We start from the raw sequence: 13,842 nt of genomic DNA on the forward strand, positions 1-13,842 counted from the left end.
TGCTCGCAAGCGCTCACTATATATATATTAGTCAGCGTTTGATTAGGCGGTTCAACGCAACGCTCACTTCCCTTAGCAATAAAAACATATTGCATATTGTTTATAGGGGACTCAAGTTTGTTGCGATCTCGTCATGGATTATGTGGCGCATTAGCCATGCTATACGCATGTTTATCCAGCGCGGCTATCGAGCCAATTGACACCTCTGGCCAAGAACAACGCTTGCAACAAGAGCGCCTGCGGGTCTTGCGCCAACAACAAGAAGTCACGCCAGACGTACGCCAGCCCGGCGCCCAGTCACCGGCCCTATTGTCCTATCCTGAAAATGAATCCCCTTGCTTCACTATCCAGCAGATCCATCTGGAAGGTGAGCAGGCAACATTGTTCCAGTTTTCCTTGCAGGATGTACTGCATGGTGAGCACCTTGCCTTGGGCCGTTGCCTGGGTGCACAAGGCATCAATACCATCATGTCGCATGTGCAGAACGCCATTGTCGCGCAGGGGTTTGTCACAACCCGTATCCTCGCAGGCCAACAAGACTTAAGCAGCGGTGTGCTCAAGCTCACGGTGATTCCCGGCAAAGTACGCCATATCCATTTTACAGCAGATTCCAGCCCGCGTATCCGCTACGGCAACGCCTTGCCTATCGCCCCTGGCGACATTCTCAATCTACGCGCTATTGAGCAAGGCCTGGAAAACCTCAAGCGCTCGCCGACATCCGAAGCAGATATCCAGATCGAACCAGCCGATGGCAATGCCCAGCCGGGTGAGAGCGATCTGGTCATCCGCTATCGCCAGGCTTTACCCTTGCGACTCACCTTCAGCGCTGATGACGGAGGGTTTGACAGCACAGGTAAATATCAAGGTGGCATGACACTCTCCGGTGACAATCTGCTGGGCTTGAGCGATTTGTTCTATATCAACCTCAATCAGGATCTTGGCGGTGGCGATAAGGGTAGCCGCGGCTCACGTGGCAAAACCCTGCACTACTCACTTCCTATTGGCCATTGGCTGCTCAGCGCGACTGGCTCCAGTTACAACTATCACCAGGAAGTCGCTGGCCTCAATCAATCCTACATCTATAGCGGCCGTACGCAGAACGCAGACTTCAAGCTCAACCGAATGATCTATCGCTCAGCCATTAATAAAACGCAGCTATCCATCGGCAGCTTCTTCCGTAAATCCTTCAACTACGTCGATGATACCGAGGTGGAAGTGCAACGTCGCCGTACCGCGGGGTGGACACTAGGCATTAACCAAAGCTGGTATCTCGGTCAATCGGTACTCGATTACTCCCTGGCCTACCGTCGTGGCACGGGTGCACAACAGGCACTCAAGGCACCAGAGGAAGCCTTTGACGAAGGCACATCGCGCATGGAGGTTGTCACCACAGATATAAGCTTCATGACGCCATTTTCCGTACAAGCTCCCTGGGGCACACAACCCCTGCGCTATGCCGCCAATATCCGCGCGCAATCCAATCACACCCCGCTCACACCGCAAGACCGCTTTGCAATTGGCAACCGCTACACCGTGCGCGGATTTGATGGCCAGCTCACCCTCAGTGCCGACAGGGGCTGGTTCATCCGCAACGACTTTAGCGCCATGCTTGGGCAAAGCGGTCAGGCCCTGTATCTCGGACTGGACTATGGCGAAGTCAGTGGGCCATCCAGCGAGCTTTTGCTGGGCAAGCAACTAGCTGGAACCGTGTTGGGCTTACGCGGCGGCTACAAGGGGTTCAGCTACGACGTATTTCTAGGACAAGCCATCAAGAAACCAGATGGATTCGAGACTGCCAAGAACGCAGCCGGATTCAACCTCAACTGGTCGTTTTAGCCAGCCATACCTCAAAGGGGGAACATCATGAACAAACATCGCTATCGCCTGATATTCAATTGCTCACGTGGCCTGATGATGGCAGTTGCAGAACATGTTTCAGCATGCAGGAACACCCCAAGCACGCTCGCTGGGCATGCAGACCCAATCCCCATGCAATGGCTGGCAAACATTTCCACTTTGCGCTTATCCCTGATGTTCATGCTGGGCGCAGCGGTCATCATCGCCACCTCCGCTCGTGCAGACATCATCGCCGACCCAGCAGCACCTGCCAGCCAGCAACCCGTGATCAGCAACACCGCAAACGGGCTGCCCTTAGTCAATATCCAGACACCCAGCGCCGCCGGGGTCTCGCGTAACACGTATAGCCAATTCGACGTCAATGCCCATGGCGCCATCCTCAACAACAGTAATACCAATGTGCAAACCCAACTTGGCGGCTGGGTACAAGGCAATCCCTATCTTGCCAACGGCACAGCACGCGTGATCCTCAACGAGGTCAATAGCAGCAACCCCAGTCTGCTGAATGGCTTTATCGAAATCGCGGGTAGTCGCGCCCAGCTTGTCATTGCCAACCCGGCAGGGATCAGTTGCAACGGCTGCGGCTTCATCAACGCCAACCGAGCCACCCTCACCACCGGCACACCGATCATGAACAGTGGCAACCTCATGGGATATCGCGTGGGTGGCGGCAGCATCAGCTTCCTGGGCCAGGGCATGGATGCCAGTCACGCAGACTACACCGATGTCATCACGCAGGCAGTTGAGGTCAATGCAGGCATCTGGGCTAACGATCTCAATGTCATGACTGGCAACAATCAGGTCAATGTGGATAGCACTGGTCAGCAAACTTCCATCACACCGATTACACCAACCACTACCACTCATCCAGCCTTTGCCGTAGATGTCGCAGCGCTAGGCGGCATGTATGCGGGCAAGATTCATCTGATCGGCACCGAGGCCGGGCTGGGAGTGCGCAATGCAGGCGCCATGGGTGCCAGTGTGGGCGAAGTCATCATCACTCATGATGGGCACATTACTAATCGCGGTAGTATTAGCGCCCAAACCATACTGCACATCCAAGCCACTGGTGCCGTGGATAATACGCAAGGCACACTTGCCGCTAAAGACTCGCTCGCCCTGCAAAGCAGCTCCCTGGACAATACCGGCGGCACCATCACCAGCCACCAAGCGGCCAACATCAATACGGGAGGCCTGGTCAATACCCATGGGAGCCTGCGGGCAGAAGGCAATCTCATGATAAACAGCACATCACTTACCGGGGATGGTGACCTCTTATCTCAAGCGAATATGCACATTAACACCTATGGAGACATCGACAATATTGGGCACATGATCGCCAACGGTGATCTGCAACTCATTACTGATGGGCATCTCACCAACAATAGCCAACTGGAAGCCGGACAAGCACTGGCCATCACGGCCCAAAGCCTGGACAACAAAACTAACAGCACCATCATTGCTGGTAATACATCACTCCGATTGATAGACACATTAACCAATCGTGGCTTGATTGATAGCAGCAATACATTTATCCACGCCAATACCATCCAAAACATCGGCACAGCACGCCTCTATGGAGATCACATTGCGCTCCAGGCCAACAATCTAGTCAACCGAGCAGAAACCATCAATGGCACAACCACTGCGGCCACCATCGCTGCTCGCGACCAGCTTGACCTGGGGATTGAGACCCTGACAAACCAACAAGGCGCTACCATCTTTAGTGCGGGCGACCTGGCAATTGGCGCAGGACTAGACACAGATCATTTAGCAACAGGAAAGAGCCTGTCCATACTCAATGAAAGTGCCAGCATTGAAGCATTAGGTAACATCAGCATCACATCAGAAAACCTAACCAATCAACGCAGTAGTTTCAGCATGGAGCGGTTATATGTCGGATCATCAACAACCAGAGATCAGGTATGTGTCGATGTGGGCAAATGCTCCTACATTGACCATATGACTTATCAACGTACCGAATATGAGGATCAGATCACCAGCAACTCACCCATAGCTTCTATCCTAGCTGGCGCTAATGCACACTTCACTGTCAATACGCTCAGCAACTTTTATAGCAATATTGAAGCTGGCAACAACCTTAACCTCACAGGCAACATTTTGCTCAATCAGGGTGCAGAGTTATTCCACCAGACTGACCTGATCACAACCAGAAACAGAATTCACTGGGGTGACCGTGATCATGGCACTTGGGTCACATCAAGCAGCTCGAGTACATTGATTGACACCATCCCATCTATCATCAGTGCAGGTGGCACGCTTACCGGCACATTTACTGACCGCATAGACAACACCACCATCCGCGAGCAAACCGCACCAATCAACAACCCCAGCAGCAGCACACCGGCAGCGACAGCTCCCATCAGCATCACCCCCTCGCTCACCAGCAGCCTGTTCCACCCGGCACCAAGTATCACTAGCCATTACCTGATTGAAACCGATCCCACATTTGCCAATTACCACCAATGGTTGAGCTCAGACTATATGGTGCAGCAGCTTGCTTTTGACCCTGCCATCACGCAAAAACGTCTTGGAGATGGCTTTTACGAACAACGCCTAGTGCGTGAACAAGTGGCACAACTCACGGGAAAGCGCTTCCTGGAGGGCTACGCCAATGATGAGGCGCAATACCAAGCGCTTATGAGCGCGGGCCTTACCCAGGTCAACGAGCTACAGCTCATTCCCGGCGTTGCCCTCAGCCCAGCGCAAATCGCCCAACTTACCTCCGATATCGTCTGGCTAGTAGAGCAGGAAGTCACACTACCCGATGGCTCCGTCACCAAGGCCCTGGTACCGCAAGTGTATGTCCGCCTGAACGATAACGACATCGCCCCAAGTGGCGCTGTACTCGCAGGCAATTCGGTCAACCTCAATGTTGACCATGGCGACATCAACACCAGCGGCACCATTGCCGGGCGCAATGTTGTCAACATCTCCGCCGACAACATCAATAATGTCCGCGGCTTCATCACCGGCACGCATGTTGCCCTCACTGCCAACGACAATATCAATATTGAAGGCGGTAGCGTAGCCGCCACCGATAGTCTTATTGCCCAAGCGGGTAATAACCTGACCGTACAAAGCAGCACCACTGCTCTGGATGTACGCATGGCAGGGACCGCTAATCGTGTGCAAAGCCAGGTGATTGACCGTGTGGCAGGGCTTTATGTCAGCAACCCCGATGCGGTACTGGTTGCCAGCGCAGGCAATGATCTCAACCTCATGGCGGCAGCCATCCAGAACACAGGAGCCAGTGGTCAAACCCTGCTACAGGCTGGCAACAACCTCAATATAGGCACAGTAGAGACCACGACAGACAGCTACGCCACAGGTAGAAAATCGTGGCGCAAAGAACAATCCAGCACTGAAGTAGGTAGCAACATCGCTACCAATGGCGACATCACCCTCAAGGCAGGTAACAATCTGGAGGTCAAAGCCAGCGGCATCAGCAGCGAAGCAGGCAACCTCAATGCCTCAGCAGGGGGTGACCTCACCATTACCGCTGGCACCAACACCCTGACCAGCGAGGCCTACCGCAAGGTAAAAACCACCAGCCGCAAAAAGGAATACCGCGATACCCTCAACGAAACCACACGCACTGGCAGCACCCTGAGTGCAGAGAACATCACCTTGCAGGCGGGTACCGGAAGCACGGGCAATCTCGCCATTGAAGGCAGCAATGTCGTCTCGACCAACGGCACCACACTACAGGCGACAGGAGACATCACCATCGCCTCGGTTGACAATATCCATGACGAAACCCACACCAAGAAAGAAAAGAAATCTGGCTTCTCTGGCGGTGGCTCCAGCATTGGTTACGGCACTAGCAAACTCAGCCAAAAACAAACCGGCACCACCGTCACGCAAACAGGCAGTACCGTGGGCAGTGTAGAAGGCGATGTGAGCATTCAGGCTGGTCACACCTATACACAAACGGCCAGCGATGTCTTGACTCCAAATGGCGATATCGACATTGAGGCGCAACAGGTCAACATCACCGCAGGCAACAACACCTCCACCCAGACCACCGAAACCAAGTACAAACAAAGCGGCTTGACGCTCGCCATCACCAGCCCGGTGATCTCGGCTATTCAGACTGCCAACCAGATGAAAGACGCTGCCAGCAATACGTCCGATGGTCGCATGCAAGCCCTGGCAGCAGGCACAACTGCGCTGGCGGCAAGCAATGCTTACGATAGTACGATGCAGGCGTTAAATGCGGCCCCGTCAGGGAGCAACATTACCGATGCTGGAAACCAGGCAGGTGGCGTGAACTTAAGCCTCTCCATCGGCACCAGCAAGAGCAGCAGCACCTCTACGCAAACCATCAGCACGGCACAAGGCAGTAGCGTGATTGCAGGTGGGGATGTCTCAATCAAGGCAACAGGCGCTGGGGAGCAATCGGATATGAATGTGGTGGGCAGTACGATCAAGGCTGATGGAGATATAAGCCTGAAAGCAGATGATGAGGTAAACCTGCTCGCCGCACAGAATACCGACACGCTAAAGAACAAGAATAAAAATAGCAGTGCCAGTATTGGTATCAGCATAGGCTCCAACGGCCTTGCCATTACAGCTAGCGCATCACAAGGTAAAGGCAAAGCCAACGGTACAGATGTGACGTGGACTGAAAGTATGGTGCAAGCAGGCAATAAGGTTAATCTGGAGAGCGGCACCAATACCAACGTCATTGGCTCACAAGTAAAAGGTGAGCAAGTCATTGCCAATGTTGGCACATCAGGGGCAGGCAACCTCAATATCCAAAGTCTTCAAGATACCAGCACTTACGATAGCAAACAGAAGAGCACTGGGATTAGTATCAGTGTGCCCATCGGCGCGGGTATGGCTGGCGGCTCATTCAGTTCGTCCAGCAGCAAAATCAATAGCGACTACGCTTCAGTGAAGGAACAAGCTGGCATATATGCCGGGGATGGCGGATTCCAAGTCAACGTGAATGGTCATACTGATCTCAAGGGAGCAGTGATTGCATCCACTGAAACCGCAATTACGGAGAACAGGAATAGCCTCGTTACAGAAACCTTGACGGTTTCGAATATTGAGAACCAAGCAGAGTATGATGCCAAGGCCTCATCAGCTACCATCGGCGGCGGCATCCAGGCTGGCTTGCCGCAGCTCTCTGGCGCTGGCGTCGGTTCCGATAGCGATCAAGCCAGCAGTACGACGGTCAGTGCAGTCAGTGGAGGTGTTGTCAATATTACTAACGACTCAGCGCAAGCAACGATTATCGCCCTGCTCAACCGCGATGTCGTCGTTGATGAACATGGCAATGCGGTGGATAACCAAGGTAACAGTACTGCCAATACCATTGCGCCTATCTTTGATGCGGAGAAAGTAGCCAAAGAGATTCAGGCCCAGGTGCAGATTACGGAGGCGTTTGGTCAGCAGGCTCATTATGCTGTAGGCCAGTATGTTCAGGGAAAACGTCAAGCATTGCAGCAACAACTCAAAGAAGCAGCAACACCTGAGGAGAAATCAATCATTCAGTCGCAACTCAAAGACTTGCGACTGCAAGAACAGGTTATGAATGTGCTGATTGCGGCCGTCACAGGACAATTGGATACAGCACTTGGCAAGGAGGCTTTATCTGCTGCTGCAGAAAAAATGAGAGAAATCACCATTGCAAACTCAAGCCTGTTTAAAGGAATCACTGATGGCAACACTGTACTCAATAACACCTCTGGCGAAAGTGAAGGCGTTCGTGGTGATGGTATCAAGGGCGGGGGAACCCGGGTTAATTTGGATAATATCTGTGGCACAGATAATGCACGATGTGAAACTAGAATAGATGAAAATGGAAATAATGTACTTGATCTAAAAGATGGCATGGTGCAATGGAAGGCGACCAACACTATCTCACTTGCCGAATTCCTGGCATCCCCTGAAGGACAACAAGCGGCTGGTGCAACAGGCGGTATCCAAGGCTGGATAGGAACATTGTTTGGTACTGAATATCAGCCTGGTAGCTGGCAAGATCAATTGATTGAAGCCTTCGGTGGAACCCATGACTATATCGGAGGGCAGGTCACGGGCTTATATGACGAACAGGGCAATACAAAGCGCGGCATGGATAGCACAGAGCGATTTATTCGAGATAGAGTATCCGAATTAGCAATTTTACCGTCCACCCCATTTGCAATGGCAGAACTATTGCCTCCGGAGGTTTGGACTGCCATTTCCGCTTTATTGAAAGGCGCTAAATGAGAATAATCAGATTATGTATCGCACTAGGATTAACAACTAGTCTTTCCGGGTGCTTTTGTTGGGGGTGCTTTGTTCCACTCGGTGATTACCCCACACCTCTCAAAGAAGTAGAGAGCTGGGAGCGCCCCGGAACTTTGGCGGACACTCGCCTGGCTGATTGGCAGGCATGTGGCGGAAATGCAAATGGTACTTTTTCGAAAAAACCCAAAGAAAATTTTGATGGGGAAGAAATTCGGCAAGCTTATAAAAGACAAATTGCTGAACAGCAAATCTGTCTAATCAACAAAGGCTATCATTATATTGGAAAATGCTGGAATGACTATTGGAAATCTATGCCAGCTTGCGACTCACAATAGTAAATCAAAAACTCAAACTCGATTGATCAGCTCGCGTAGGACAACAAACGGCTGGTGCAACAGGGGTTGCTTGAGCATCTCCGATCAATAGAAAGAATGCAGAACACTATACAAGACACGGTGCTATCGCGATTGCGAATAACGATTGGCAAACTGCTCGCAAGGTTTTTGCACGTGCTGTCGTGAATGCTAATCTTGGCGGTGTTGCACCGTCAACGCGCGCTGTATTGAGTTCCGAATATGGCCGTTCTTTAGGTGCCACCTGCTTCTTTAATGATGCAACTTTCTATCTGAACCAAGCATACGATTTGGATAAGCAAACAGGAGGACCACTTTATATGAGCTTGGTCGAACTAGCCAGACTAAACCTGGATTAGAAGAAATTTTCAGAGGCCGCTAGCTACTACCAAAAAGCGATGCCTGACTTAGCACTTCATAATATTCCTAAAGTCGGGCCGATCAGTTATGTCGATATTCTGGATGAAACTGCCATGGCATTAGAGGCGATGGGGCAACAAAATGATGCTTCGCCACTCAGACTACAAGCCAAAACAATTCGCTTAGAACATCCCAATCAAAAATCCATCACTGACCGGACACCTTATGGGAAATTCTGCGATTAACCTGAATGACCCGGCCATTCTGTTCTGAAGTTTCACTAAATTATCTACACCAATTGTTTCCTTCGCAAAATCAATAGCAAAATCAATAGGGTCAGACTCGATTGATTATCTGCTGTTATGCTATGAGCTTCTTTACTTCTGCTTTAATTTTAAATCTTCATGAAGGTTTGCTAGTAAATGGCTCGTTTGCCCCGATTTGTGCTGTCTGGACATCCGCAACATGTCATTATTCGTGGCAATAACCGTGATCCGGTATTTCTGGCGGATGACGATTATCGCTTCTTTTTAGATAAGCTGGCCGACGCAGCCAAGAAGCACCAGTGTGACATTCATGCCTATGTGTTGATGACCAATCACATCCACTTGCTGCTGACACCGCACAAACAAGACAGCATCTCCAAACTGATGCAAATGCTGGGGAGATATTATGTGCAGTATTTCAACTACACCTACAAGCGCACGGGGACTTTATGGGAAGGTCGCTACAAAGCCAGCCTGATAGACAGTGAACAATATGCGTTGATTTGTTACCGTTATATCGAACTTAACCCAGTACGTGCCCAGATGGTGAGTTCCCCCTCGGAATACCCGTGGAGTAGCTATCGTGCGAATGCACTTGGACAATACGATGCACTGATTAGCCCGCATCCACTGTACGATGGGTTGGGGCAAGATGCCACACAAAGACAGGCAGGCTATCGAGATTTGTTTAAAGGGCAAACAGATGAGCTGAGTTTGGAGAAGATTAGAGAGGCGACGAACAAGGCGTGGGTGTTAGGGAGTGATTCTTTCAAGCAAAAGATTGAGAGTCAACTTAACCGAAGAACTGACAAGCTGGCAAAAGGTGGCGATAGGAAATCAGATGCGTTTAAACAACAATTCAAGAAAATCAATCGAGTCTGACCCTATTGATTTCCTATTACAGATGACGCAGGGCAGCAAGCAAAGTCTGGTACGGACGCTGCCACCACCATCGCGTTGCTCAATCAAGATGTGCATGTTGATATAAACGGCAATGCAGTAGACAGTGACGGAAATAGTACGGCCAATAGCATTACGCCGATCTTTGATGCAGCTAAAGTACAAAAGGAGATTGAAGCTCAGGTGAAGATTACTCAGGCATTCAATCAGGAGGCTCCGCGGGCATTGGCCACCTATGCAGCTAGCAAGACGCAACCATATCAGGATGCCAAAGATTACGAGCTGATCAAAAATCGTGCGGAGAATAATATCCTAACGGAATACGAGCTCAATCGGCTAGCAGTCTTGGAGTCCTCCGGGATGACACTGGAATCAGCTCAATCGATACTGAATAATCCGCAAGCAAAATCTGATTATGAAAACTGGAATGGTAACGGCAATTATCGAAGAGCTGCCAATATCATCATCGCTGCAATCGGTGGCGGCTCTGCAGAGCTCACCTCCGCCGTCACCAAGGAATCACTTTCGTGGGCTGCTGATGTAATGCGGCAGAAGATGATTGAGGATTCAAAGACATTCAATGGACTTTGCGATGAGCAAGGTAATTGTATTAATAATGTTTCAGGCAATAGTGTGGGAGTGAATGGGGATAATTATAAAATTGCAGGTGGGCGAATTATCTTATCTGATTGGTGTGCGGATGGGCGATGTGAGAAAGCCCCGGATGATAATCCTACAAAAAGTGGATACAAGGAAAATTCTGATGGAACAATACTTTTCACACCCCGGGATCAAGATGGAAATACAGTTAGTATGAGTACCTTTATAGAGCAACATCAAGAGTGGAAGAGCCCGATGGGTAGCCATCAAGGAGATAAAGGACACATGGTTTTAGCTGGAATAAAATTTGAATATGATCAAGGATCATTTTTAGATCAGCTTGCAGAAGCATACGCAGGAACACATGACGTATTAAACTCATTTATATGGTATGACAAACTTGGGAATGGGAAAAATCTTGATAAAACCTTGGTAGGAAAAGTTGGAGATGTAACAAATATTACGAATGTTGGCCTCGCCACTCCTTTAGCCATGAGTGTTTTACTGCCACCTGAGGTTTGGCTTACAATCGTTCAAGCAATAAAGAATACTCCTTAGCTAGGATAATTCATGAGAAAAATACACGTAATCATTTTGACACTCTTAATTACAATATTATTGTCGGCATGCTTTGGTCCTGGCTGGATAAGCGGTGCAAAATAAAAGTGGAATAAAATGTTAACCTCATGCCAACAGTAAGATGTACCCGCTTGCTGTACGCCACATGAAATAAAATATTTAACATTAATGGACTATCGACGTACATAAGCTCTCAAAGACATCTATTTTCAATAGTAAATTGTCTGCAACGCATGAAATTCACACGATTGATATAAAACTTCAAGGGGGTGCCTTCACTAGCGTGTATGAAGCGCCTATCATCAAGACTAGATACGACTTCAGGCATTCGGAAAAATCAAGCTGGTATTGATTGTGCTAGAGTCTTTTCATCCCTGATGAATTGAAAGCCTTCCCGTTATGGCGATTCGTGTCGCGTTGCATCACAAAACGAGTTACAAGTTCGATCGCCCGGTCAATCTCTCCCCGCATGAAGTCAGGCTGAAACCCGCAGCCCACGCACGTACGCCGATTTTGTCCTACTCGCTATCGGTAATGCCGGAAAAGCACTTCATCAATTGGCAGCAAGACCCTTACGGCAATTACATTGCGCGCCATGTATTCCCCGAAAAGGTGCGCGAACTGGCGTTTACGGTCGATCTTGTGGCGGATATGACGGTGATCAATCCGTTCGACTTTTTTGTGGAAAAGTATGCCGAGCAGTTTCCTTTCCGCTATACCGAGCAACTGGAACATGAGCTTGGCGCTTACCTGAAGCCTGAGCCTGCCTGCGCGCTGCTGCTGGATTGGGTAGCCTCGGCACAGCAGGCGTTGAGCCAGCAGATGAACATCACGCATTTCCTGGTGGCGCTCAATCAGCGCTTGCAGGCTGATATTGGCTATACGGTGCGCATGGAGCCTGGAGTACAGACACCAGAGGAAACATTGACCAAGCGGCTTGGCTCTTGCCGCGACAGTGCCTGGCTGCTGGTGCAGATATTGCGCCATCTCGGGCTGGCAGCGCGTTTTGTCTCAGGCTACCTGATCCAGCTCGCACCGGATATCAATAATAATTGGGGTCAGAGTAATAATTTGGAGGAAGTATGGTAAGACTACCGAGGGTTTGTCCAGTAGGTATCCCACAACATATCATTCAGCGAGGTAATAATCGTCAAACCTGTTTTGCAAGTGAGGATGATTTTTCAGCCTATTTAAGTTGGCTAAAAGCATACTCGAAGAAATTTGATGTAGCAGTCCATGCCTGGGTATTAATGACGAATCACGTACATTTGTTATGTACACCTAAAGCGGAAAATGGCATTAGCCAAATGATGCAATCAATCGGCCGTCAATATGTGCGCTATTTTAACTACACATACAAGCGGTCAGGCACCTTGTGGGAGGGTCGGTACAAGTCCTGCCTTGTAGAAGCCGAGAGGTATCTTTTAGCGTTATATCGCTACATAGAGATCAATCCAGTCAGGGCAAATATGGTGGAAGATCCGGCAAGCTATCCATGGTCTAGTTATCAAATCAATGCACTGGGAAAAGTTTCTTCACTGTGCACACCACATGATATATATATGCGCTTGGGCGCTGACCAGTTTGAAAGAACGCAGAATTATCGAGGCTTGTTTAAAAGCCACGTGGAGACCCAATTACTGGATGATATACGCTTGGCTGCGAATACAGGCATGGCTTTGGGACAGGATAGATTTAAACAAGAAGTTGAACGTCTGACTGGAAGACGGCAACGTCCTCAGAAAAGAGGTAGGCCTATTGGCTGGCGCAGAGAGGAGTGCTAATTTAAGCCTAGTCATACGTTATTTTACTCTGACCCCAATTATCTGACCCCAATTATCTTCTACCACCAGAAATATGGAATACAATTTTTACACTTCACAAACCTTAAATTCAAAAATTTCAACTATGAAACCAAATAATATTCTATTATTACTCACCATCATTACACTTACCATAATAATAAATGGATGCTCATTTAGATGTTTTTTTGAATCATGCGGACATTGAAGATTTAACCACTCAAATTTCCGCACAAATTCCATGCCAATCTTTCCGTGGCTCCTATACAACTTAAATAGTAGGGGACATACTTAGTGAGAAAACATTCCAAGGTTATTCTGTTTGCTATAGTCATTTTCTTACTAATTGGCTGTGCTAGGCAATTTGGTCAAGGAAGGTAGGTAGTTTTGAACCCTTTTCTATATTACAGATTCCCAATTTACAGATATTGGAAGTAAGTCTCTCTACAAGTCAAGATAATAAAGACGTGCAATGAAAATATTGTTCTTTTTAATCATTACGATGATTGAATTAATTCTTAGCGGATGTATATCTAATTGCAGTGTTTCAGGATGCTAATTATGAATACGCTCTACGTGGGCTTCATCCTATTATTTTTCTACTATTCTCTAATTGACATGTCGTCATTTAAAGGATAAAAATAGCTAACAAATGTTAAGGGCAACCTTAATCGAAAGGTTAAGGGCGCAAAGTCACCGGTCTAAGGTCGCATCACACGACTATGACAGCGGAACCGCCATATTAAGTCTACAGCTTCGTCGGTTTTTATCCGGCCCGAGGCATCCAGACTGGCCAGGTGATGAGCCAGCACTTGATCGGGCAATCCGTCCCGGCACTTGCCCCCTTAGCAATTAACAACG

At 49.1% G+C, this 13,842-nt stretch carries 7 protein-coding genes, 1 pseudogene and 1 riboswitch; all 8 genes and pseudogenes read left to right on the forward strand.

Going from position 1 to position 13,842, the window contains the following annotated elements; genetic code table 11:
* The first annotated feature begins 156 nt into the window (after positions 1-156).
* Complete coding sequence (locus tag LG202_RS00205; protein WP_230346430.1) at positions 157-1,836, forward strand: ShlB/FhaC/HecB family hemolysin secretion/activation protein; 1,680 nt, start codon at positions 157-159, stop codon at positions 1,834-1,836.
* A gap of 27 nt (positions 1,837-1,863) precedes the next feature.
* Positions 1,864-8,100, forward strand: coding sequence for a two-partner secretion domain-containing protein (locus LG202_RS00210; protein WP_230346431.1), 6,237 nt, complete (start codon positions 1,864-1,866; stop codon positions 8,098-8,100).
* A complete protein-coding gene (locus LG202_RS00215) occupies positions 8,097-8,456 on the forward strand; it encodes a protein kinase family protein (RefSeq protein ID WP_230346432.1) in 360 nt (119 codons plus the stop codon). The genes LG202_RS00210 and LG202_RS00215 overlap by 4 nt, the downstream gene beginning before the upstream one ends.
* A gap of 416 nt (positions 8,457-8,872) precedes the next feature.
* Positions 8,873-9,079, forward strand: coding sequence for a hypothetical protein (locus tag LG202_RS00220; RefSeq protein WP_230346433.1), 207 nt, complete (start codon positions 8,873-8,875; stop codon positions 9,077-9,079).
* A gap of 177 nt (positions 9,080-9,256) precedes the next feature.
* Positions 9,257-9,982, forward strand: a complete 726-nt coding sequence (locus LG202_RS00225) for an REP-associated tyrosine transposase (protein ID WP_230346434.1) — start codon at positions 9,257-9,259, stop codon at positions 9,980-9,982.
* Between the two features lie 75 nt (positions 9,983-10,057).
* Complete coding sequence (locus LG202_RS00230; RefSeq protein WP_230346435.1) at positions 10,058-11,158, forward strand: hypothetical protein; 1,101 nt, start codon at positions 10,058-10,060, stop codon at positions 11,156-11,158.
* Positions 11,159-11,578: 420 nt separating this feature from the next.
* Positions 11,579-12,223: pseudogene (locus LG202_RS00235) on the forward strand (transglutaminase family protein); the annotation flags it as partial.
* A gap of 38 nt (positions 12,224-12,261) precedes the next feature.
* A complete protein-coding gene (locus LG202_RS00240) occupies positions 12,262-12,963 on the forward strand; it encodes a transposase (protein WP_230346436.1) in 702 nt (233 codons plus the stop codon).
* 668 nt (positions 12,964-13,631) lie between these two features.
* A riboswitch (cyclic di-GMP riboswitch) is annotated at positions 13,632-13,723 on the forward strand.
* Positions 13,724-13,842 lie beyond the last annotated feature (119 nt).

This window comes from Methylobacillus methanolivorans (assembly GCF_054588515.1).

Bases quoted from the DNA above. Each gene is read 5' to 3' on its own strand.
- LG202_RS00205 (WP_230346430.1), top strand. From the start codon at position 157: ATGCTATACGCATGTTTATCCAGCGCGGCTATCGAGCCAATTGACACC.
- LG202_RS00210 (WP_230346431.1), top strand. From the start codon at position 1,864: ATGAACAAACATCGCTATCGCCTGATATTCAATTGCTCACGTGGCCTG.
- LG202_RS00215 (WP_230346432.1), top strand. From the start codon at position 8,097: ATGAGAATAATCAGATTATGTATCGCACTAGGATTAACAACTAGTCTT.
- LG202_RS00220 (WP_230346433.1), top strand. From the start codon at position 8,873: ATGCCTGACTTAGCACTTCATAATATTCCTAAAGTCGGGCCGATCAGT.
- LG202_RS00225 (WP_230346434.1), top strand. From the start codon at position 9,257: ATGGCTCGTTTGCCCCGATTTGTGCTGTCTGGACATCCGCAACATGTC.
- LG202_RS00240 (WP_230346436.1), top strand. From the start codon at position 12,262: ATGGTAAGACTACCGAGGGTTTGTCCAGTAGGTATCCCACAACATATC.